We start from the raw sequence: 21,809 nt of genomic DNA, 5'->3' as shown, positions 1-21,809 counted from the left end.
GACTGTCTTCGAGTGGAGCCGCAGCGTGTCGCCGGTTTTTTGGCGAGGGGCGGAGACTGGAGCGATGAAGCGTCGGCAGCGCCTGTCGCGGGCAAGGCAGCGTCGCGGAGGCCGCGCGTGAGCGCGCCCAACCCGAGCCTCGGCCGGCTCGCGCTCAACGGCGCGGCGGGACTGGGCCTGCTCTACATCCTGATGCCGCTGATCTTCGTGATCTGGCTCGCCTTCTTCCGGCAGGAGATCCCGTCCTTCCCGCCGGAGGGCTACTCGCTGAAATGGTTCACGGCCGCGGCCAACACCAAGGCCTTCATCGACGGCTTCGTGCTCAGCCTCCAGGTCGGCGTCGCGGCGACGCTGGCCGGGCTCCTGCTCGGCGTGCCGGCGGCTCTCGCCCTGGTGCGGCACCGCATCGTGCTCGGCGCGGGCGTCAACACGCTCCTGCTGCTGCCGCTGGTGATGCCCGGCATCGTGCTCGGCACCGCGCTCTACGTCTTCCAGATCGAGACCGAGATCGCCACGGGCCTGCCCGTCCTCGGCTCGCTCGGCGGGCTCGTCGCGGCCCATACGCTGGTCGTGGTGCCCTGGGTGGTGAGGCTCGTCACGGCGAGCCTCGTCGGCTTCGACAGGACGATCGAGGAGGCGGCGCAGAACCTCGGCGCAGGGCCTTTCACCACCTTCTGGCGCGTCACCTTGCCGAGCATCAGGCCCGGCCTCGTCGCCGGCGGGCTGTTCGGCTTCGTCACCTCCTTCGGCAATCTCGAGATGAGCCTGTTCCTGGTCGGGCCGGGCCGGACAACGCTGCCGATCGCGATCCTGCAATATCTCGAATGGAAGATCGATCCGACGGTGGCGGCCGCCTCCGTGATCCAGATCGGCCTGATCGCGGCGGCGATGATCGTCACCGACCGTTACGTGAAACTGAGTCGGGTAGTCTGAGAACGATGGCGCGTCTGGCGATCGAGCATCTGCGCAAGACCTATGGCGACCTCACCGTGGTCGACGACGTCACCATCGACATCGCCGAGGGCGAATTCCTGGTGCTGCTCGGCCCGTCGGGCTGCGGCAAGACCACGACCTTGCGCATGGTCGCGGGCTTCGTGCCGCCGAGCGCGGGCAGGATCGCGATCGGCGCGCGCGACGTCACGGCGCTGCCGCCCTGGAAGCGCAATTGCGGGCTCGTCTTCCAGAGCTATGCGCTGTTCCCGCACATGACGGTGGCCGAGAACGTCGCCTTCGGGCTGGAGATGCGCAAGATTTCGCAGGCCGATCGCGGCCCGCGTGTGGCCGAGGCGCTGCGGCTCGTCCAGCTCACCGGCTTCGACGCGCGCTATCCGCGCCAGCTCTCCGGCGGCCAGCAGCAGCGCGTGGCGCTGGCGCGGGCGCTGGCGATGGAGCCCGATGTGCTGCTGCTCGACGAGCCGCTCTCCAATCTCGACGCCAAGCTCAGGCAGGAGGTCCGGGTCGAGATCCGCGAACTCCAGCGCAAGCTCGGCCTGACCACGATCATGGTGACGCATGACCAGGAGGAGGCCCTGACCATGGCCGACCGCCTCGTCGTCATGGAAAAGGGGCAGGTCCGGCAGATCGGCAGCCAGCGCGAGCTCTACGAGAAGCCGGCCGACCGTTTCGTCGCCGGCTTCATCGGCCGCAGCGCCTTCCTCGACGGCGAGAGCTCCGAGCCCGGCCGCTTCCGCACGCAGGGCGGCCTCGACATCGCCAGCGCGGCGGCGACAGGCAAGGGCGCGGCGACGCTGGCGCTCAGGCCAGAGCGGATCGCGGTCGGGGCCGAAGCCGAGGGCCTGCCGAACCATTTCGCGGCGAGGGTGGAGCACGCCGCCTATCTCGGCGCGCTGCTCGACATCCATGTCAGCCTGTCCGAGCATGACCGCATGCTGCTGCAGATCCCGAACCGGCAAGGCCTGGCCGAGCCGCAGCCGGGCGACACCATCACGATAGGCTGGGCGCAAGATGCCGGGCTCGTCTATCCGCGCGAGGCCTGAGCTCTCGATCCGGCATCCAAAACAGGGGATATCATCATGACGATCATTCACAGGCGCGATCTTCTGAAAGGGGCCGCCGCCACGGCGCTGCTCCCGGCGCTCGGCTCGCAGGTCTGGGCGCAGTCCGGCGGCAAGGTCGTGGTCGGCACCTGGGGCGGCGACTATGCCCGGCTGCTGACCAAGAACATCGACGATCCGATCCTCAAGCCCAAGGGCATCGAGATCGTCCAGGACCAGGCCGGCGATGCGCCGCGCCGCGCCAAGATGACGGCCGAGCGGCGTCTGCCGCGCGGCACCGTCGACGTGCAGGGGTTGTCGGCCGCCAACATGTTCGAGATGAACGAAGCCGGCGTGCTGGAGCAGATCGACTATTCGAAGATCCCCAACGCCAAGAACCTGATTCCGGCGATGAAATATCCCTACGGGATCGGGCACATCTATTCCGGAAACGTGGTGATCTACAATCCGAAGATCATCTCGCCCGCGCCGACCGGCTTCAAGGACTGGCTCGACCCGAAATGGGGCTCGAAGATCGGCTTCATCGACATCCAGTACCAGTCGATCTTCATCGCCGCCTCCATGGCCGCGACCGGCGGCAAGGACATGAACGACCTCGACAAGGCCAAGCAGGTGCTGTTGGCGGTCAAGGCCGCCGGCGCGCGCGTCTATCCGACCAACGAGGCCTTCGCCCAGGCGATGAAGAACGAGGAGATCGGCATCAGCGCGATCTGGAAGGCGCGCGTCGTGCAGTGGCAGAACGCCGGCATCCCCTGCGAGGCGGTCTCGCCGGTCGAGGGCATCCCGGCCTATGTCTCGGGCTTCGTGATCGCCAAGAACGCGCCCAACAAGGAGAACGCCTACGCCTATATGGACGCCATGCTGGCCAAGGCGCCGCAGGAGGCCTTCGCCGTCGACATGGGCTATAACGGCACCGTCACCGGCCTCAACGTCGATCCGGCGCTGCAGAAGCGCATCGGCTTCACCGCCGAGGAGGAGAAGCAGCTCAGGGATCTCGACTACGCCTTCCTCGCCAAGAACGATTCGGCGATGAAGGAGTGGTGGGACAAGGTCTTCAAGGCCTGACATGGCCCGTCCGTCCGACCATCGCTGCCGCCTGACGCGGCTTTCCGCGGTTCCGGTGCTCACGGACTTTAGTCCGCTCCGCTCCGGTTCTCGAAAGCCGCGCCATTCGGCGCACCCTGGCGGAGGGTCGAACCATGTCGGTTCCGTGAGCCGGGAGTCTTCGCCATGAGCGCGACCGCTCCCGAGGCGGTCGCCGGCGCGCGCGCCGGCCTGGCCTCCGCTCTCGTCGCGCCGGCGACGCTGTTCGTCGCGATCGGCCTGATCGGGCCGATCGCGATCCTGTTCCGCTATTCGCTCAATCAGTTCATCCCCGGCCAGTTCATGGTCGACGGGCTCACGATCGAGAACTACGTCAAGTTCTTTACCGACTCCTATTACATCAACGTGCTGCTGCGCACGGTGCGCGTCGCGGTGATCTGCACGCTGATCTGCCTGATCCTCGGCTTCCCGCTCGCCTATGTGCTGGCGCGCATGCAGAGCCGCTTCAAGAATCTCCTGATCATGCTGGTGATCCTGCCGCTCTTCGTCGGCAATGCCGTCCGGGCCGCCGGCTGGATGACGGCCTTCGGCAATCGCGGCGCCTTCAACGCCTCGCTGACGGGCCTGGGCCTGATCGACCGGCCGATCGAGATCATGTTCACCGAGAACGCCGTGCTGATCGGCATCATCGCGGTCAACCTGCCCTTCATGGTGCTGACGCTGCAGAGCGTGATCGAGGGCATTCCGCGCCATGTCGAGGAGGCCGCCTTCAGCCTCGGCGCCGATCCGGCCGCGATGTTCCGGCGCGTGCTCTGGCCGCTGGCCCTGCCCGGCATCCTCGCCGGCACGATCCTCACCTTCATCCTGGCGATGAACGCCTACGCCACGCCGGTGCTGCTCGGCGGGCCGAAATTCCAGATGATGGGGCCGCTGGTCTACGGTCAGTTCGCCCAGCAGAACAACTGGCCTTTCGGCGGGGCGATCTCCTTCATCCTGATGACGGCGACGATCGTGCTCACCGTCGCGGCCCATCTCGTCGTGCAGAGGCGCTATCGCTGAGCGCCCCTCCCCTCCACTCGCCGCGGAACGGACGCCGCGCCGGATGGCGCTGGCCAAGCACCGTGGCGCGCTCTATGTGGACGACATGACACTCTCCAACTCCCTGGTTCCCGTCGCGGTCGGCGCGGTCGCCGTCGTGCTGCTGCTCGGCCTGTTCAACATGCTGCGCGGCGGCAGCCCGAGCACCTCGCAAAATCTGATGCGCCTGCGCGTCATCCTGCAATTCGTCGCCATCCTGGTGATCATGGGGGTGCTGTGGTGGCGCGGTGGTTGACCCGGCAACGATTCCATGCGGACCGATGACCTATCGTAAACCCTTGAAATTGCGTGGATAGAATCGACGCAGCAAAACAGGGTCGGCGCATTTGCCGCAATCGCGCCATAATCTCGTCACGAGTCTATGTCGATTGCTAACGACCGTTCCGCCGACAACAAGAAGACCAAGCCGCCATGGTTCGCGTCGCGTCGCTGCTCTTGACCGGATGCCTGGCCGCCTCGCCCGTGCTGGCGCAGTCGCAGGCTCTCCCGCCAAGCGCCTCGAGCTTCGCACCGGCGACCGAGACGCCGCTCCCGTCCTGGGAGGCGAGACTAGGCCTCGCCGCCGCCAATCCCGGCGGGCGCGAAAGCGGACTTCTGAATTTCAGCGGCGAGATCGTGACGCCGCGCGCGCTCACCCTCGACGACCGTCTCGCCAGCGCCTTCGTGCCGCGCTTCCACATCGGCTCCAGCGCCAATTTCAACGGGACGCGCTACGCCTATGCCGGCGCGACCTGGACTGTCGACCTGTCGAAGACGGTGTTCGTCGAGGCCAGCCTGGGGGCGGCGGTCAATGACGGCAAGACCGGCGCGGTCATCCCCGAGAACCGCCTGAACGTCGGCTGCAATGGCGGCTCTCGCGAGGCGGCGGCGCTCGGCGTGCGCCTCAGCGACCGCTGGAGCCTGGTCGCGACTCTGGAGCGTTTTTCCGCGACGGGCTGTTCCGACCGCGGCAATCCGCGCGGACCGGCGAATATCGGCGCGCGGCTCGGCTATACCTTCTGAGATAGCGGCTCTTCCGTCGCGACCTCGCCGCGCTATAAGGCGGGGATGGTCAAGCTCAACAAGATCTACACCCGCACCGGCGACGACGGCACGACCGGGCTCGCCACCGGCCCGCGCCGGGCAAAATTCGACCTGCGCGTCGCGGCCTACGGCACGGTCGACGAGACCAATGCCTGCATCGGCATCGCGCGCCTGCATGCCGCTGTCGAGGATGCGGCGCTCGACGCCATGCTGTTGCGCATCAGCAACGACCTGTTCGACCTCGGCGCCGATCTCTCGACGCCCGACACCGGCGAGCCGCCAGCCCACGAGCCGCTGCGGATCGTCCAGGCGCAGGTCGACCGCATCGAGGCCGAGATCGACCAGCTCAATGCCTCGCTCTCACCCTTGCGCTCCTTCGTGCTGCCCGGCGGCACGCCGGCGGCGACGCATCTGCATCTCGCGCGCACGGTCTCGCGCCGGGCCGAGCGGCTGATGGTCGAGCTCGCGCGGACGGACGGCGAACGCGTCGGACAGCCGGCGCTGAAATACGTCAACCGGCTCTCGGATTTCCTCTTCGTCGCGTCACGCTTCCTCAACGCCAGGGCGCAGGGCGACGTGCTCTGGGCGCCGGGCCAGAACCGCTAGGAACCTTTCGATGTTCGTGCCGCTGCATGACGGGGTTCCGCTGCGTTTCATGCGCGCGCCCTACGTCACCTACGGGCTGGTCAGCCTGTGCGTCGCGCTGTTCCTGCTGGTGGCGCCGCTGCGCGGCGAGGCCGGCCGGATCGCGATCGCGGCGGGCTTCGGCATGATCCCGTCCGTTCTGTTCGGCCAAGCCGCATTGCCGCCGGAACTGGTCCAGGCTCCGGCCTGGGCGACGCTCTTCACCAATGTGCTGCTGCATGCGAGCTTCGCGCATCTGATCGGCAACATGCTGTTCCTCTGGGTCTTCGGCGACAATGTCGAGGATGCGATGGGGCATTGGCGCTTTCTCGCCTTCTTCTTCATCTGCGGGCTTGCCGGTTCGCTGGCGCATGCGCTGATGCAGCCGGGCTCGGAGCAGCCGCTGATCGGGGCGTCGGGCGCGATCTCGGGCGTGATCGCGTCCTATCTGATGCTCTATCCGCGGGTCCGGATCTGGGGTCTCGCCTTCAAATGGATCCCGCTGCGCATCCCGGCGATGTATGCGCTGACCGGCTGGATCCTGTTCCAGATCTTCTCCGCCTTCGTCGATCCCAAGGGCAATGTCGGCTGGTGGGCGCATCTCGGCGGGCTCGGCGCAGGCGCCGCGCTGACGCCGATCTTCATTCATCGCGGCGTCGCGCTGTTCGGGCGCGCGGCGCGCGGGTGAGAGCGCGGACGAGCTTTGCGGGCGCCCTCCCGCCCGCGACCTTCGCGGCGTTGACAAGCGCAAACGGGCGTCGCTACGGTCCGTCCGCATTCCAGCCGAGAGCCGCGATGCCGTCATCCCGCCGCGAGGCGCGGCGCGGCCCGGGGCGCATCTCTCCTGAACGGTGACGTGACGATGAAGATCCTGGTGCCCGTCAAGCGGGTGGTCGACTACAACGTGAAGATCCGTGTCAAGGCGGACGGCTCCGGCGTCGAGCTCGCCAACGTCAAGATGTCGATGAACCCCTTCGACGAGATCGCGGTCGAGGAGGCGCTGCGCCTGCGCGAGGCCGGCAAGGCGACCGAGGTGGTCGTGGTCTCGATCGGCCCGCAACAAGCGGCCGAGACGATCCGCACCGGGCTCGCCATGGGCGCCGACCGCGGCGTCCTGGTCAAGGTCGACGGCACGGTCGAGCCGCTCGCCGTCGCCAAGCTTCTGCAGAAGCTGGTCGAGCAGGAGAGCCCGAACCTCGTCATCCTCGGCAAGCAGGCGATCGACGACGACTGCAACCAGACCGGCCAGATGCTGGCCGCGCTGCTGGGCTGGCCGCAGGGCACCTTCGCCTCGAAGGTCGCGCTTTCGGATTCGAGCGTCGACGTCACCCGCGAGGTCGATGGCGGCCTTCAGACGGTGACGCTGAAGCTGCCGGCGATCATCACCACGGACCTTCGCCTGAACGAGCCGCGCTACGCCTCGCTGCCCAACATCATGAAGGCCAAGAAGAAGCCGCTCGACGAGACCTCGACCGACGCGCTCGGCGTCGACATCGCGCCGCGGCTCAAGGTGCTGAAGACGACCGAGCCCGCCGGCCGCTCCGCCGGCGTCAAGGTCGGCTCGCCCGCCGAACTGGTTTCCAAGCTCAAGACCGCCGGGGTGATCTGACATGGCCACGCTGCTGATCGCCGAACACGACAACGCAACCGTCAAGGACGCGACCAACAAGGCCCTGACCGCGGCCAGGGAACTGGGCGCTCCCGTCCACATCCTCGTCGCGGGCGAGGGCGCCAGGGCCGCCGCCGAGGCGTGCGCCAAGCTCGACGGCGTCGAGAAGGTGCTGCTGGCCGATGCCGCGATCTACGGCCACAACCTCGCCGAGCCGCTGGCGGCGCTGGTCGCCAAGCTGGCCGAGGGCTACGACGCCATCGTCGCGCCCTCGACCACGACCGGCAAGAACGTGCTGCCGCGCGTCGCGGCCCTGCTCGACGTGATGCAGGTCTCCGACGTGATGAAGGTGGTCTCGCCCGACACCTTCGAGCGCCCGGTCTATGCCGGCAACGCCATCCAGACCGTGCAGTCGTCGGAGGCCAAGAAGCTGCTGACGATCCGCACCGCCTCCTTCCAGGCGACGGGCGAGGGCGGCCAGGCTTCGGTGGAGACGGTCTCCGCCGGCGAGGATCCCGGCCTCTCGAGCTTCAAGGGCGAGGAGGTCGCCAAGTCCGACCGGCCGGAGCTCGCCTCGGCCAAGATCATCGTCTCGGGCGGCCGCGCGCTCGCCTCGGCCGAGAACTTCGGCAAGGTGATCGAGCCCGTCGCCGACAGGCTCGGGGCCGCCATGGGCGCCTCGCGCGCGGCTGTCGACGCCGGCTATGCCCCGAACGACTGGCAGGTCGGCCAGACCGGCAAGGTCGTGGCGCCGGACCTGTATGTCGCCGTCGGCATCTCGGGCGCGATCCAGCATCTCGCCGGCATGAAGGATTCCAAGGTCATCGTCGCGATCAACAAGGACGAGGAAGCGCCGATCTTCCAGATCGCCGATTACGGCCTCGTCGGCGACCTGTTCACGATCATGCCGGAATTCGCCGCCGAACTCGGCAAGATCGGCAAGTAGGCCGCCGGCCTCGACGCATAACGACCGGGCTGCCGTGCAAGGCGGCCCGCATCGTTTCCGGCGGACGGAGGCGATGACACCAAAAATGGATCAGACCATGTCGGACCAGGCGATCAGGACGATCGGCATCATCGGCGCGGGCCAGATGGGCAACGGCATCGCCCATGTCGCGGCGGTGGCGGGCTTCGATGTCCGGCTGCACGACCTCGTCGAGGAGCGGATCAACACGGCATTGGCGACGATCGACGGCAACATGGCCCGCCAGGTCGCCAAGGGCGCGATCGGTGACGAGATCCGCCGCGACGCGATGGGCAAGATCGTCGCCGCGCCAAAGCTCGAGGGCCTCGGCGATTGCGACCTGATCATCGAGGCCGCGACCGAGAGCGAGGAGACCAAGCGCAAGATCTTCACCGCCGTCTGCCAGCACATCAAGCCCGAGACGATGCTGGCCTCGAACACCTCCTCGATCTCGATCACGCGTCTGGCGGCGGCGACCGACCGGCCCGAGCGCTTCATCGGCATCCATTTCATGAACCCGGTGCCGCTGATGCAGCTCGTCGAGCTGATTCGCGGCATCGCCACAGACGACCAGACCTTCGAGCTCGCCAAGGAGTTCGTCGGCAAGCTGCACAAGACCGTCTCGGTCTCGGAGGATTTCCCGGCCTTCATCGTCAACCGCATCCTGCTGCCGATGATCAACGAGGCGGTCTACACGCTCTACGAGGGCGTCGGTTCGGTCGAGGCGATCGACACCGCGATGAAGCTCGGCGCGAACCACCCGATGGGCCCGCTCCAGCTCGCCGACTTCATCGGCCTCGATACCTGCCTGTCGGTGATGCAGGTGCTGCACGACGGGCTGGCCGACTCCAAATACCGGCCCTGCCCGCTGCTGGTGAAATATGTCGAGGCCGGCTGGCTCGGCCGCAAGACCAAGCGCGGCTTCTACGATTATCGCGGCGAGAAGCCGGTTCCGACGCGGTAGGCGCATCCTTCACCGTCATGCTCGGCCTTGTGCCGGGCATCCATGTCTTGGGCATAGGGCCCGGCGACGGAAGACGTGGATGGTCGGGACAAGCCCGACCATGACGGGATGAGTCGCAAAGCCCTGAGTCGGGTTCCTCGCTGCCCCGCCATGCCACGACGTCGCGTCCCCTTCACATTCCCGTCGTCTCGCGCTTACATTGATCCCATGCGGGATTCGTCCCGCGTGCTGAAGCGGAGGTGCGGCGGGTTTGACGGCGCATGTGATGCATCCGATGGCGTCGCCGGATGGTTGTCCGGCGCTCGTGCTCAATGCCGATTTTCGGCCGCTGAGCTATTATCCGCTCTCGCTGTGGAGCTGGCAGGACGCGATCAAGGCGGTCTTCATGGATCGCGTCAACATCGTCTCCGAATACGACACGGTCGTCCGGAGCCCGAGCTTCAACATGAAGCTGCCTTCGGTCGTCTCGCTGAAGACCTATATCAAGCCCTCGCGGACGCCGGCCTTCACCCGGTTCAACGTCTTCCTGCGCGACCGCTTCTCGTGCCAGTACTGCACCTCGCGCGAGGACCTGACCTTCGACCACGTCATTCCGCGCTCGAAGGGCGGCCTGACCACCTGGGAGAACGTCGTCGCCGCCTGCTCGCCCTGCAATCTGCGCAAGGGCGACAAGATGCCGGCGGCGGTCGACATGTTCCCGATGCAGAAGGCCTACGCGCCGACGGTCAACGACCTGCACCGCAACGGCAAGCTGTTCCCGCCGAACTACCTGCATGAGAGCTGGCTCGACTATCTCTACTGGGATTCCGAGCTGGAGCCGTAAGCCGGCTTGACGCCCCCGCCAGAGATGGTTTTTCTCCGCCTGACTGCGCCGGGTCCTTCCGGCCGCAAGCCTGGACCCGATCATGACCGCACTCGACCAATGGCTCGCCCGCAACCATGCCGATCTCACCGCGATCCGGCGCGACATCCATGCCCATCCCGAGCTCGGGCTGGAGGAGCATCGCACGGCGGCGCTCGTCGCCGCGAAGCTGAGGGGGTGGGGCGTCGAGGTCACCGAGGGGGTCGGCGGCACCGGCGTCGTCGGGGTCATCCGGGGTCGGGGCACGGGCCAGCGCGCCATCGGACTGCGCGCCGACATGGACTGCCTGGCGCTGGAGGAGCAGACCGGCCTGCCCCATGCCTCGACCGTTCCGGGAAGGATGCATGCCTGCGGTCATGACGGCCACACCACCATGCTGCTGGGGGCGGCCGGCTATCTCGCCGCCAATCCCGGTTTTGGCGGCACGGTCACCCTGATCTTCCAGCCGGCGGAGGAGGGGCGCGGCGGTGCGCTCGCCATGCTGCGCGACGGGCTGTTTGAGCGCTTCCCCTGCGACGCGATCTACGGGCTGCACAATTCGCCGGGCATGCCGGCCGGGCAGTTCGGGACCTGCGTCGGGCCGATGCTGGCGGCGGCCGACAGCTGGAGCGTGCTGTTCAAGGGCGTCGGCGGGCATGGCGGCTCGCAGCCGCATCTCTCGACCGACATCACCTATGCGCAGGCGCATTTCGTGCTCGGCCTGCAGGGCATCGTCGGGCGCAACGTCGCGCCGCTCGACACCGCCGTGATCAGCGTCGGCTATATCCATGCCGGCTCGACCGAGGCCTCCAACGTGGTGCCGTCGGAACTCGCCATCGGCGGCACGGCGCGCAGCTATTCGGTCGAGGTCCGCCAGCTGTTCGAGCGCCGGATCGCGGCCTTGGCCGAGGCGACGGCGCAGGCCTGGGGCTGCACGGCCGAGTTCGTCTACCGGCGCGGCCCGAGCGCCCTGTTGAACCAGCCCGAACAGGTCCAGGTCGCGGTCGCGGCGGCGTCGGGCGCGGTCGGCGCGGCCTCCGTCAACAGTGCGCTCAGGCCGACCACGGGCGGCGAGGATTTCGCCGAGATGATGCAGGTCGTGCCCGGCGCCTTCATGCGCATCGGCAACGGGGTCAGGCCGGGCGGCTCCTTCGACGGCCTGCACACGCCGCGCTACGACTTCAACGACGCAATCATCCCCGACGGCGTGCGCTACTGGGTCGGGCTCGTCGAGCAGGAACTCGGCCAGGGCTGGCAGGACCGGGCGGCCGCCTGAGTTCTCAGGCGCGGCGGGTCCTGATCAGGCCGGCCAGCGCCAGAACGAACAGCGCCAGCGAGGCAAGCGCGTTCCAGCCGGCGAGAGACAGGCCGAGGAAGCGCCAGGCGGCCTCGGTGCAGGCGACGACGCGCGTCGTCTGCAACTGCTTCATGAAGTCCTGCACGCCTGCCGCGACCGGCGCGGCCGCGCCGCCGCAATCGTTGGGTCCGGCAAACCAGCCCCATTCGACGCCGGAGTGATAGACGCCGAGCCCTGTGCTCCAGAGCATGAGGCCGGCCAGACCGAGCAGCGCCAGCCCCTGCAACCGCGACGATCGCGCCAGCACGAGCCCTGCGACGCCCAGCCCGATCGCGGCATAATGCGGCAGGCGCTGTTCGAGGCAGAGCTTGCAGGGCGCCAGGCCCCAGACCAGCTCGAAGAACCATGCGCCGGCGATCAGCGCGAGGCAGCCGAGCCCGATCAGCAGGATGATGCGCCTTGGCGTCGGCGCGGAGACGGCTTTGCTGGCGGGAAAGGTCGAGGCGGTCACGGGCTTGCTCGGCGATTGGCGTCCGGATCGACTTTGTGACCGGAGTTGCGGCGAAATGATAGCGGGATCGATGCGCCGCGACACGGGCGCGACAGGGCCTTGCCCGCGATTGACCCGCCCTGCTCCTTCGCTATAGTCCCGGCCGCCCGCAAGGGGCCCCTGTGGCGGAATTGGTAGACGCGCTCGACTCAAAATCGAGTTCCGCAAGGAGTGCTGGTTCGATTCCGGCCAGGGGCACCATTCCGCCGTCCGGTTCGCGCGTCGGATCAGTCGGCGGTTCGCTACGGGCGCCTGCGCGCCAGCCAAGCCCGAAACCTCGCCCACTGCTCCGCGCTCCAGACCGTGAAGCGGGCCACCGGGCGGCGCAGGAACGGGATGTCGGCCGCGAGCAGCAGCAGGCCGAGCGGGATCATCCAGACGCCGAGGCCGGGCAGGATCGCGAAGACCCCGCCGATCATCAGCAGGATGCCGACGGGGATGCGGACCAGTCGCGAGCGCGGATGACGCAGCCAGCGCAGGCCGGAGCCGAGCCAGGACGGGATTTCCTGCTCGAAGCGCCGGAACGCCTGCCGCAATTCCTGCCGTCCGTCGCTCATGTCGATGTGCCCCCTGCAGCGCTCAACGCATCACGGGCCGCTCCGTTCGCCCTGTCCATTTCCCGGCGCTTGCATGACGCGGCGGCCTCGGCCAATTCTGGCTCGGCCAGGTCTGGCTGGGCCAAGTCTGGCTGGGCCAGGCCTGGCTGAGCCAGGCCCGAGCAAACCGGGGCTGGCTCGGAACGCTTTTCGCTGCCCCGTACCGCCATACAACCCAACCCGGCTTTCGACCTTGCGCATCCTCCTGATCAATCCCAACACCATGCCCACGATGACCGATCTGGTCGTCCGGGTCGTCACGCCGCATCTGCCGCCCGAGGCCGTGCTCGTGCCCGTCACCGGCCGGTTCGGGGCGCGGTACATCGCCAGCCGGGCGGCGGCGGCGATCGCGGGCCATGCCGCGCTCGATGCCTTCGCCGAGCATGGCGCGGGTTGCGAGGCGGTCTATCTCGCCTGTTTCGGCGATCCCGGCCTGTTCGCGCTGAAGGAATTGGCCGGCGTGCCGGTGATCGGGCTGGCGGAGGCGAGCTGCAAGGCCGCGGCGCGGGAGTCCGGGCGCTTTTCGATCGTCACCGGCGGCGAGCGCTGGGGGCCGATGCTGCGCGAGTTCGTGGCGACGCTGGGTCTCGGGGACAGCCTCGTCGCCGTCGAGACGGTCGCGCCCAGCGGCGCCGACATCGCAGCCGATCCCGATGGCTCGATCGCGCTGCTGGCGCAAGCCTGCCGCCTGACCGCCGAGCGCGACGGCGCGCGGGCCGTCATCCTCGGCGGCGCGGGGCTCGCGGGGCTGGCGGGGCGCGTCCAGCCGCATGTCGGCATTCCGGTGATCTGCTCGGTCGAGGCCGGTGCGAAGGCGGTGCTGGCGGCGCTGCGCGAGCCTGTGCCGAAGCCGGCGACCGGCGACCTCGCCTTCACGCCGGCAGTCGGCAGCGCGGGACTTTCGGCACGGCTCGCCGCGCTGCTGGCGAAGGGTTGACGGCACTCGACCCGCTCGGAACCAACGCCGTCATCCCGGTCTTGAACCGGGGTCCATCATAGAGCGCCATCGATCCCCATGATCGATCCCGGATCTGCGCCGCGTCGCGGCTTGTCCGGGACGGCGCGGTGGTTCGCGCATGTGGGGTTCAACCCTTCCCGTCGAGCGAGACGCCGCTGCGCGAGGCGACGAAGTCGGAGAGCATCGGCACATAGTCCTCGCCCTTGCCGGCGGCGACGGCTGCGGCGAAGGAGTTCTTCACGGCATTGCCGATCGGGTTAGGCACGCCGGCCGCGTTGGCGACGCTTTCGAGATAGCGGACATCCTTCAGCGCGTTGACCAGCGTGAACTTGTGGGCGTCGCGGTCGCGCTCGAGCACGTACTGGAAGTAGGTCTGGTAGAAGCCGCAATCCATCCGGCTGCCGCGCAGCACGCTGTCGAAAGTCTGCGGCGTGATGCCGATCTTCCGCGCCAGCGTCAGCGCCTCGGCATAGATCGCGGCATAGCCCATCGAGAGGAAGTTGTTGAGCAGCTTCATCTTGTGGCCGTCGCCGACCGGGCCGAGATGCACGACCTTCTGGGCCCAGGCCTCGCAGGCCGGCCTGATCCGGGCAAAGACCTCCGGCGACGCGCCGATCATGGCCGAGAGCTGGCCGAGCGCGGCCTGCGCCGGCGTGCCGCCGAGCGGGGCGTCGGCGAGGTGAAGGCCCTTGGCTTCGATCTCGGCCGCGATCTTCACGGTCGAGCCGGGATCGGAGGTCGAGCAGTCGACCACGACCGTGCCCGGCTTCGCGCCGGCGATGATGCCGTCCGGCCCGTTCACCACGGCCTCGACCTGGGCCGAGCCGGTGACGCAGAGAAAGATGATGGTCGCCCTCTCGGCCAGTTCGCGCGGCGTCTTCGCTTCCTTCGCGCCGGCTGCGACCAGCGCCTCGACCGGCTTGCGGTTGCGGTGACCCATCACGGTCAGGGCGAAACCCTTGTTCAGAAGGCTCTGGGCCATGCCCTGGCCCATCAGGCCGACGCCGATGAAGCCGATCGTTTCTTTGGCAGCGCTCATCTTCAATTTCTCCCTGTTCTATGAGAATGACTTGAGGTGCATGTCGGAATGGCCGGGCCGGGCTTGCGTCCGATCGTCCTGATTCCGCTCCCGGAGACGCGTCATGACCGGCAACGGCCAGCCTCCCGAGATCGACAGCGCGGCGCGCATCCTGCCGCTCGCCGCCGGAGGCGGGCGCGGCCGCGTCACGCTGCAGATCATCGCCGAGCATCTCTCGGTCTCGACCGCGACGGTGTCGCTGGCGCTGCGCGGGTCGCCGCTGGTCGCCGAGGCGACGCGCGCCCGCGTGCAGACGATCGCCCGCGAGATGGGCTACAGCTACAACCGCTCCGCCGCCTCGCTGCGCACCGACCGCACCAACATCCTCGGCGTCGGCTTCCACGACATCACCAATCCCTATTTCGCCGAACTGCTCGCCGCGATCGAGGAGACGGCGACGGCCCATGGCCGCTCGATCCTGCTCAGCACCTATGCCGAGAACCTGGAGCGGCAGGACCGTGTCCTCAACACGCTGAAGGAATACCGGCCCGACGGCATGATCATCTGTCCCGCCGGCGGCAGCATCCCCGAGACGTTCCATCATCTGATCGCGGCCGGCGTGCCGCTGGTCCAGCTCTCGCGCGAGATTCCGGGCCTGGACCTCGATTTCGTCGGCTCCGACGACAGGCACGGCACCATGCTGGCGATGGAGCATCTCGTCGGGCTCGGCCACCGGCGCATCGCTTTCCTCGGCGAAAGCCAGGCGATCTCGACCGGGCGCAACCGTTATGGCGGCTATCAGGAGAGCCTCGCGCGCCACGGGCTGCCGCTCGATCCGGCGATCGTCCATTCGGCCTATGGCACGCGCGAGAACGGGCTGAAGGGCATCCAGAAGGTGCTCGACGCGGCCGATCCGCCGACGGCGGCGGTCTGCTTCAACGACCTGACCGCGTTCGGGGCGATGCTCGGCCTGCGCCATCGCGGCCGCGAGGCCGGCGCCGATTTCTCGATCGTCGGCTGCGACGACGTGCAGGAGGCGTCGCAATGGTTCCCGGCGCTGACCACGATCAAGAATTTCCAGGAGGAGATGGGCCGGAAATCGGCCGAGTTCCTGATCCGGCGCATCGCCGATCCGGCCGCGGCCACGCGCCGGCTCACGCTGACGCCGGAGCTGGTCGTGCGCGGGACCACCGCGCCGCCGAGCGGATGACCGACTCCGCGTCACCCTCCCCGTCGTGCTCGGGCGTGTCCCGAGCATCCACGTCTCGAGCACGCTGTTCGCCAAGGGAGGACGTGGGTGGTCGGCACAAGGCCGACCATGGCGGGTAAGGCTCATTTCAAGGATCATCGGCCGGCTTGGCGTTGAGCGCCCGATAGGCTTGCACCACCTGCGAATCGTCGCGCGCGCCGTGGCCCAGCCCCGACGTCGCCAGGAACATCTGGTGGGCGGCGGCGGCCAGCGGCAGGGCCGTCTTCGCGGCGCGGCCGGCGTCGAGCACGATGCCGAGATCCTTGACGAAGATGTCGACCGCGCTGGTCACCGCCGGGTTCGGCTCGTGCATGCGCGGGCCGCGATCCTTCAGCATCCAGGAGGAGGCGGCCGAGCCTTCCATGATCGCAAACAGCACGCGCCCGTCGACGCCGGCCTTTTCCGCCAGAGACAGCGCCTCGGCCGCGACCGCGATGTGGACGCCGCAGAGCAGCTGGTTGACGGTCTTCACCATCGCGCCCTGGCCCGGCTTTTCGCCGACATGGAAAACCTTGTCGCCCATCGCGTCGAGCACCGGCTTCGCCCGCGCCAAGGCCTCGGTCGGCGCGCCGACCATGATCGAAAGCGTCGCGGCCTTGGCGCCGACCACGCCGCCCGAGACTGGCGAATCGACGAAGTGCCGGTCGCTGGCGACGACCTTTTCCGCGATCGCCTCGACCTCGCCCGGCGGGCAGGTCGCCATGAGCATGACGACCGCGCCGGGACTCAACGCATCGAGCGCGCCGGCCTCGAACAGCACCGAGCGGGCCTGAGCGGCGTTGACCACCATGAGAACGAGCGCGTCCGCGCCGGCGCAAGCGGCCGCTGCGCTATCCGCGCCATGGCCCCCGGCCGCGGCCAGCGCCTCGCGGGCGCTCGCGCGCATGTCGAAGCCGATGACGCGGAACTGGCGCTTGACCAGGTTCTCGGCCATCGGCGCGCCCATGGCGCCGAGGCCGACGAAGGCGATGGATTTTGGGGCGGTCGACATTCGGAAGGGCTCTTTCAACACAGCCGTCAGCCCGGGCGAGCGGCGAAGCCGCGCAGCTCCGGGATCCACCGCAACGCACGAATGGCGCTCAGGATGGATCCCGGTTCCGCGCGCCGCTTGCCCGCGATGACGGCGTCGGCGGCATCAAAGGAAGCGTGGATGGATGAATGTCACTCCTTCACCGCCCCGGTCATCGCCGACACATAGTGCTCGACGAAGAAGGAATAGAGGATGACCAGCGGCAGGGAGCCGGCTAGCGCGCCCGCCATGAGCGAGCCCCAGCGATAGATGTCGCCGTCGACGAACTCGTTGACGATCGCCACAGGAACGGTCTTGTGCTCCGTCGAGGACAGGAATGTCAGCGCGTAGATGAATTCGTTCCAGCACAAAGTGAAGCTGAAGATGAAGGCCGATATCAGCCCCGGTATCGCCAGCGGCAGGATGATCTTTGTCAGTATCTGCCAGCGGCTCGCCCCGTCGATCAGCGCGCATTCCTCGAGCTCGAAGGGGATTGTCTTGAAATAACCCATCAGAAGCCAGGTCGAGAACGGGATCAGGATGGTCGGATAGGTCAGGATCAGCGCAAGCGGCGAGTCGAACAGGCCGTATTGGAAGACGACCGTCGAGAGCGGGATGAACAGGATCGAGGGCGGCACGAGATAGGCGAGAAAAATAAGCCCGCCGATCCATTGCGCGCCCTTGTATTTCAGCCGAACGATCGCGTAGGCCGCGAACACGCTTGAGATGATCGACAGCGTCGTCGCGGCCATGGCGACGAACATCGTGTTCCAGAGCCAGCGCGGATACTGCGTCTCGAAGAGCAGCTTGTAGAAGTGCTTGAGCGTCGGGTTCCAGGTCCAGAGCGGGTTGTATTTGTTCAGGTCGAGCAGTTGCTCGTCGGGTTTGATCGCGGTCAGCGCCATCCAGTAGAACGGGAACAGCAGGACGAAACAGATGATGCCGAGCGGCAGATAGAGCGTCACCATCCGGCGCGGCAGCGATTCGAGATAGCTCATGCCCTCGCTGGCGTCGGATTTGCCGCCGGTTTTCCCACCCGGATCGACGATGCGTCCTGCGGTATGGTCGGTCATCGTCTCACCCCTGCTGCCAGGTGCGGCGCTGCAGGCCGAACCAGGAGATCATGATCGCGGCGAACAGGAAGGGGATCATCGCGGTCGAGATCGCCGCGCCCTCGCCGAGATTGCCGCCAAGAATGGCGCGCTGGTAGGACAGCGTCGCCATCAGATGGGTCGCGTTGACCGGCCCGCCGCGCGTCAGCACCCAGATGAGCTGGAAATCGGTGAAGGTGAACAGCACCGAGAAGGTCATCACCACGGCGATGATCGGCGTCAGCAGCGGATAGGTGATGTAGCGGAAGCGCTGCCAGGAGTTGGCGCCGTCGATCGTCGCCGCCTCGTAGAGCGAGGGCGAGACCGTCTGCAGGCCGGCCAGGAGCGTGATCGCGATGAAGGGGATGCCGCGCCAGACATTGGCGAAGATCACCGACCAGCGCGCGTTCCAGGTGTCGCCGAGGAAATTGATGTTGCCCTCGATCAGGCCGAGATTGCGCAGGCCCCAGGAGACGATCGAGAAATTGCTGTCGTAGATCCACCAGAACGCGATCGCGGACAGCACGGTCGGCACGATGAAAGGAATCAGGACGAGCGCGCGGATCAGCGCCTTGAACGGCATGCGCTCGTTCAGGAGCAGCGCCAGATACAACCCGATGGCGAATTTCGCGACGCTGGCGACGGTCGTGTAGAAGACCGTGTTGAAGACGACGAGCCAGAAATTGCTGTCGTCCATCAGCCATTCATAGTTCTCCAGCCCGACGAAGTTGCCGGTCCGGCCGATGCGGGCGTCGGTGAAGGAGAGCCAGACGCCGAGCGCCAGCGGATAGGCCAGGAACAGGATCAGGAAGGCCATGGCCGGAACCATGAACCAGAAGCCGAGCCAGTTGCGGTTGACCTTGAGCCGGTCCCAGGCGGTGGTTTCGCGCGGCGGGGCTTTCGCGCCCGCCCGCATCGCGATGTCGGCCATTGCCCGGCTCCTCCTGAAATGCTGTCGGCCAACTCGTCATTGCGAGGAGGCGCAGCCGACGAAGCGATCCAGGGAAATTGCGCAAGGCCCCTGGATTGCTTCGCTTCGCTCGCAATGACGGCTCGAAATTGACCGAGCCGTCGGAGATCGTCTCAGCGGTAGATGCGCGTGAGCTGGCGTTCGGCGACGCGCATGGCGCTCTTGGCGTCGTCGCGGCCGGTGCAGAACGAGGCGAACATGTCGAGGATGACGAAGTCCGCGATCGCCGCCGCCGCCTTCTCGCCGACCGAACCCTGGCCGCCCGCCGTCAGCGAACGCTTGGCGACGTCGCGATAGACGGTGCGCTTGGGATCGGCCGTCCAGACCGGGTTCGCGTCGTAGGTGTTGAGGCAGTGGGTCAGGTAGCCTTGGGCCGCCTCGATCCAGGGGTTGAAGTTCTGCGCCTCAAGCATGAACGCCATCAGCGCCTTGCAGGCCATCGGATACTTGGTGTGGGTCATCGCCAGCACCGGATACATCAGGTGCAGTTCGGTCGGCTTGCCGACCGGCCCGACCGGCATATAGGCGTGGTTCATGTCCTCGGCGATCTCCTTCTTCGTCGGGTCGTTCTTGGCCGCGACGTAGATCGAGATGCCGTTATTGGTCCAGGAGATCTCGTTGGCGAGGAAGGCCTTGTTGTTGAAGGCGTCGTTCCAGGCCACCGTGCCGGGCACCATCTGGTCGTAGAGCGCCTTGGCGTAGTTCAGCGCCTTCTCGGTTTCCGGGCTGTTGATCGTGACCTTGTCGTTCTTGTCGACATGGTTGCCGCCGAAGGCCCACAGGCACCAGTAGATCCAGCCATTGCCGTCGCCCGAGGCGTGGCCGAGCGCGAAGCCGCCGGGACTGCCGTTGGCCTTGGTCGCCTTGGCGTATTCGAGGAACTCGTCCGTGGTCTTGGGGAATTCCTTGAAGCCGGCCTTCTGCATCACCGAGGTGCGGTAGTTCATCAGGTTGCCGGAATAGCAGACCGGGATGCCGATCCATTTGCCGCTGTTCTGGCTGTACTGGACGGCGCTATCGACCCAGCCGCCATATTTCTTGCCGAGATAGTCGGCGACGTCCGAGACGTCGATGCATTTCTGCGGGAACAGGTGCGGCAGCGAATAGAGGCCCCAGAACATGTCCGGGCCCGCGCCGGTATTGGCGGCGACGGAGGCCTTGGGTTGCACGTCCTCGTAGGATTCGCGGCTGATCTGGACCTTGACGCCGGTCGCGGCGGTGAAGGCCTCGATCATCTTGACGAAGGCGTCGTCCTCGGCCTGGACGAAGTATTTCCAGCGCAGCATGGAGAGCTGGGCGTTGGCCTCGGGCTTCCAGGGCGCGCTCTGCGCCCAGGCCTTGGCGAAGTCGAGCAGGCCCGTGCCGGCGCCGAGGCCGAGCGCCGCGCCGCGCCGCCCTTGATCAGCGATCTGCGGTCGAAGTTCATGGCTGTCCTCCCTGGGATATGGTTGTGCCGGCTCTTTTCGTGGCCGTTTTGGACCGGATCGTCCGGTTTTCCGTCTCAGCCCGGCCCAGCCTGTCTTCAGGTCGAGGCGCCGGTTCGGCTGTCGTGCTGCTGGAAATCTCCCGATCTTTTGTCGAAGCGGGCAGCGCCGGGCGCCGCCCTGCCGGCCCCGAGGCGTCTTCTGCCTCAGTCGATGCGCTTGCCCGTGGCCGCGTCGAACAGGTGCGTGACGCTGGTGTCGGGCGTGATGCCGATGTGCTCGCCGGGCTTGGCGTCGATGCGCTCGCGGAAGACGCAGGTCAGCTCCTGGCCGCCGCAGCGGAGGACCACCTGCGTCTCCGAGCCGGTCGGCTCGATCACCACGACCTCGGCCTTGAGCCCGTTCGGGTCGAGCCTGAAGTGCTCGGGGCGGATGCCGTAGACCGCCGCCTTGCCGTTCGCATCGGCCGGATGCTTGCCGATCGGCCAGGTCACGCCGCCCTCGGTGGTGAAGCCCTCGGCCTGGATCGTGCCCTTGAGCAGGTTCATCGAGGGCGAGCCGATGAAGGCTGCGACGAAGAGGTTGGCGGGGTTGTCGTAGAGCTCGAGCGGCGCGCCCATCTGCTCGACGATGCCGTCATGCATCACCACGATCTTGTCGGCCATGGTCATGGCCTCGATCTGGTCGTGGGTGACGTAGACCGTCGTGGTCTTGAGGCGCTGGTGCAGCTCCTTGATCTCGGTGCGCATCTGCACGCGCAGCTTGGCGTCGAGGTTGGAGAGCGGCTCGTCGAACAGGAAGACCTGCGGATCGCGCACGATGGCGCGGCCCATCGCGACGCGCTGGCGCTGGCCGCCCGAGAGCTGGCGCGGATAGCGCTCGAGCAGGTTGTTCAGCCCGAGGATGTTGGCGGCCTTGCTGACGCGCTCGTCGATCTCGGCCTTGGGCGCCTTCCGGAGCTTCATCGAGAAGGCCATGTTGTCGGCCACCGTCATGTGCGGATAGAGCGCGTAGTTCTGGAACACCATCGCGATGTCGCGCTCTTTCGGCGGCACGTCGTTGACGACGCGCGGGCCGATGCGGATCTCGCCGCCGGAGATGTTCTCCAGCCCGGCGATCATGCGCAGAAGCGTCGACTTCCCGCAGCCCGAGGGCCCGACCAGGATCACGAACTCGCCGTCCGAGATGTCGATGTCGACGCCGTGGATCACCTGCGTCGAGCCATAGGCCTTGCGAACGTCGGCAATCTGTACTGAGGCCATGGGGGCTTCCTTTGGTCTTCGCTTCCTCGAGGATGCGGCTGGCGCCCGATCCGGGGCCTCCGCATCGCGGGTCCTATCGGCTTCTTGTGACCGATCGATGCGGACGGACGCAAAGCCAGGCGGCGCCTGTTGCGTCCGGTTTCATCTGCGATAAAGTCATACCATAGAGACAGGCGTGTCAAGCGCCGGCCGCGGGCTTCGGG

General features: G+C 67.3%; 23 protein-coding genes and 1 tRNA gene. 16 read left to right on the top strand and 8 right to left on the bottom strand.

Features of this window, described 5'->3' with window-relative positions:
* Nucleotides 1-117 precede the first annotated feature (117 nt).
* The 13 genes from AC1RRW_RS17245 (at nt 118) to AC1RRW_RS17185 (ending at nt 11,458) form a co-directional block, all read left to right on the top strand.
* The gene (locus tag AC1RRW_RS17245; protein WP_492902201.1) at nt 118-933 is read left to right on the top strand and encodes an ABC transporter permease; all 816 of its coding nucleotides are present in this window, start codon (nt 118-120) and stop codon (nt 931-933) included.
* Nucleotides 934-938: 5 nt separating this feature from the next.
* Nucleotides 939-1,997, top strand: a complete 1,059-nt coding sequence (locus AC1RRW_RS17240) for an ABC transporter ATP-binding protein (protein WP_492902200.1) — start codon at nt 939-941, stop codon at nt 1,995-1,997.
* A gap of 36 nt (nt 1,998-2,033) precedes the next feature.
* A complete protein-coding gene (locus AC1RRW_RS17235) occupies nt 2,034-3,080 on the top strand; it encodes an extracellular solute-binding protein (RefSeq protein ID WP_492902198.1) in 1,047 nt (348 codons plus the stop codon).
* 165 nt (nt 3,081-3,245) lie between these two features.
* Complete coding sequence (locus tag AC1RRW_RS17230; RefSeq protein ID WP_492902196.1) at nt 3,246-4,118, top strand: ABC transporter permease; 873 nt, start codon at nt 3,246-3,248, stop codon at nt 4,116-4,118.
* Nucleotides 4,119-4,203: 85 nt separating this feature from the next.
* Nucleotides 4,204-4,392: a twin transmembrane helix small protein gene (locus AC1RRW_RS17225; protein ID WP_492902246.1), complete on the top strand. Its 189-nt coding sequence runs from the start codon at nt 4,204-4,206 to the stop codon at nt 4,390-4,392.
* Between the two features lie 176 nt (nt 4,393-4,568).
* Nucleotides 4,569-5,159 (top strand): acyloxyacyl hydrolase, encoded by a 591-nt coding sequence (locus tag AC1RRW_RS17220; protein ID WP_492902194.1) that lies wholly within the window; start codon nt 4,569-4,571, stop codon nt 5,157-5,159.
* Nucleotides 5,160-5,204: 45 nt separating this feature from the next.
* Nucleotides 5,205-5,786: a cob(I)yrinic acid a,c-diamide adenosyltransferase gene (locus AC1RRW_RS17215; protein ID WP_492902193.1), complete on the top strand. Its 582-nt coding sequence runs from the start codon at nt 5,205-5,207 to the stop codon at nt 5,784-5,786.
* 10 nt (nt 5,787-5,796) lie between these two features.
* Nucleotides 5,797-6,492, top strand: coding sequence for a rhomboid family intramembrane serine protease (locus tag AC1RRW_RS17210; protein WP_492902191.1), 696 nt, complete (start codon nt 5,797-5,799; stop codon nt 6,490-6,492).
* Nucleotides 6,493-6,666: 174 nt separating this feature from the next.
* Nucleotides 6,667-7,413, top strand: coding sequence for an electron transfer flavoprotein subunit beta/FixA family protein (locus AC1RRW_RS17205; RefSeq protein ID WP_492902245.1), 747 nt, complete (start codon nt 6,667-6,669; stop codon nt 7,411-7,413).
* 1 nt (nt 7,414) lies between these two features.
* A complete protein-coding gene (locus AC1RRW_RS17200) occupies nt 7,415-8,359 on the top strand; it encodes an electron transfer flavoprotein subunit alpha/FixB family protein (protein WP_492902190.1) in 945 nt (314 codons plus the stop codon).
* Nucleotides 8,360-8,444: 85 nt separating this feature from the next.
* Nucleotides 8,445-9,341, top strand: coding sequence for a 3-hydroxybutyryl-CoA dehydrogenase (locus AC1RRW_RS17195; RefSeq protein ID WP_492902189.1), 897 nt, complete (start codon nt 8,445-8,447; stop codon nt 9,339-9,341).
* A gap of 265 nt (nt 9,342-9,606) precedes the next feature.
* Nucleotides 9,607-10,164: an HNH endonuclease gene (locus AC1RRW_RS17190; RefSeq protein WP_492902187.1), complete on the top strand. Its 558-nt coding sequence runs from the start codon at nt 9,607-9,609 to the stop codon at nt 10,162-10,164.
* Nucleotides 10,165-10,246: 82 nt separating this feature from the next.
* Nucleotides 10,247-11,458 carry an amidohydrolase gene (locus AC1RRW_RS17185; RefSeq protein WP_492902185.1) on the top strand — a complete coding sequence of 404 codons (1,212 nt, stop codon included), beginning with the start codon at nt 10,247-10,249 and terminating at the stop codon, nt 11,456-11,458.
* 4 nt (nt 11,459-11,462) lie between these two features.
* Here the strand turns inward: AC1RRW_RS17185 and AC1RRW_RS17180 are convergent, their stop codons facing one another.
* The gene (locus AC1RRW_RS17180) at nt 11,463-11,990 is read right to left on the bottom strand and encodes a disulfide bond formation protein B (RefSeq protein ID WP_492902183.1); all 528 of its coding nucleotides are present in this window, start codon (nt 11,988-11,990) and stop codon (nt 11,463-11,465) included.
* Between the two features lie 155 nt (nt 11,991-12,145).
* On the opposite strand from AC1RRW_RS17180, the gene AC1RRW_RS17175 reads away from it, so the two are divergent.
* Nucleotides 12,146-12,230: transfer RNA gene (locus tag AC1RRW_RS17175), tRNA-Leu, on the top strand.
* A 41-nt stretch (nt 12,231-12,271) separates the two neighbouring features.
* Here the strand turns inward: AC1RRW_RS17175 and AC1RRW_RS17170 are convergent.
* On the bottom strand, nt 12,272-12,586 hold the full coding sequence (locus tag AC1RRW_RS17170; RefSeq protein ID WP_492902182.1) for a hypothetical protein: 315 nt from the start codon (nt 12,584-12,586) through the stop codon (nt 12,272-12,274).
* Nucleotides 12,587-12,818: 232 nt separating this feature from the next.
* Between AC1RRW_RS17170 and AC1RRW_RS17165 the strand changes: the two genes are divergently transcribed.
* Nucleotides 12,819-13,562 (top strand): aspartate/glutamate racemase family protein, encoded by a 744-nt coding sequence (locus AC1RRW_RS17165; protein WP_492902180.1) that lies wholly within the window; start codon nt 12,819-12,821, stop codon nt 13,560-13,562.
* Nucleotides 13,563-13,710: 148 nt separating this feature from the next.
* Here the strand turns inward: AC1RRW_RS17165 and AC1RRW_RS17160 are convergent, their stop codons facing one another.
* On the bottom strand, nt 13,711-14,622 hold the full coding sequence (locus AC1RRW_RS17160; protein WP_492902179.1) for an NAD(P)-dependent oxidoreductase: 912 nt from the start codon (nt 14,620-14,622) through the stop codon (nt 13,711-13,713).
* 103 nt (nt 14,623-14,725) lie between these two features.
* On the opposite strand from AC1RRW_RS17160, the gene AC1RRW_RS17155 reads away from it, so the two are divergent.
* Nucleotides 14,726-15,811: a LacI family DNA-binding transcriptional regulator gene (locus tag AC1RRW_RS17155; protein ID WP_492902177.1), complete on the top strand. Its 1,086-nt coding sequence runs from the start codon at nt 14,726-14,728 to the stop codon at nt 15,809-15,811.
* A gap of 127 nt (nt 15,812-15,938) precedes the next feature.
* On the opposite strand, the gene AC1RRW_RS17150 is transcribed toward AC1RRW_RS17155, so the two are convergent.
* The 5 genes from AC1RRW_RS17150 to AC1RRW_RS17130 form a co-directional block, all read right to left on the bottom strand.
* Entirely contained in the window at nt 15,939-16,841 is a 903-nt protein-coding gene (locus AC1RRW_RS17150; RefSeq protein WP_492902176.1) for an NAD(P)-dependent oxidoreductase, read from the bottom strand.
* 170 nt (nt 16,842-17,011) lie between these two features.
* Nucleotides 17,012-17,932: a carbohydrate ABC transporter permease gene (locus AC1RRW_RS17145; protein WP_492902174.1), complete on the bottom strand. Its 921-nt coding sequence runs from the start codon at nt 17,930-17,932 to the stop codon at nt 17,012-17,014.
* Between the two features lie 4 nt (nt 17,933-17,936).
* On the bottom strand, nt 17,937-18,881 hold the full coding sequence (locus AC1RRW_RS17140; protein ID WP_492902172.1) for a carbohydrate ABC transporter permease: 945 nt from the start codon (nt 18,879-18,881) through the stop codon (nt 17,937-17,939).
* A gap of 152 nt (nt 18,882-19,033) precedes the next feature.
* Nucleotides 19,034-20,206 carry an ABC transporter substrate-binding protein gene (locus AC1RRW_RS17135; RefSeq protein WP_492902171.1) on the bottom strand — a complete coding sequence of 391 codons (1,173 nt, stop codon included), beginning with the start codon at nt 20,204-20,206 and terminating at the stop codon, nt 19,034-19,036.
* 344 nt (nt 20,207-20,550) lie between these two features.
* Nucleotides 20,551-21,606 carry an ABC transporter ATP-binding protein gene (locus AC1RRW_RS17130; RefSeq protein ID WP_492902169.1) on the bottom strand — a complete coding sequence of 352 codons (1,056 nt, stop codon included), beginning with the start codon at nt 21,604-21,606 and terminating at the stop codon, nt 20,551-20,553.
* Nucleotides 21,607-21,809: the final 203 nt, after the last annotated feature.

It is taken from the genome of Allobosea sp. GW821-FHT12C12, assembly GCF_058807355.1.
Note: the sequence above shows the minus strand (reverse complement) of the source record. Positions and strands in the feature narration are given on the sequence as shown.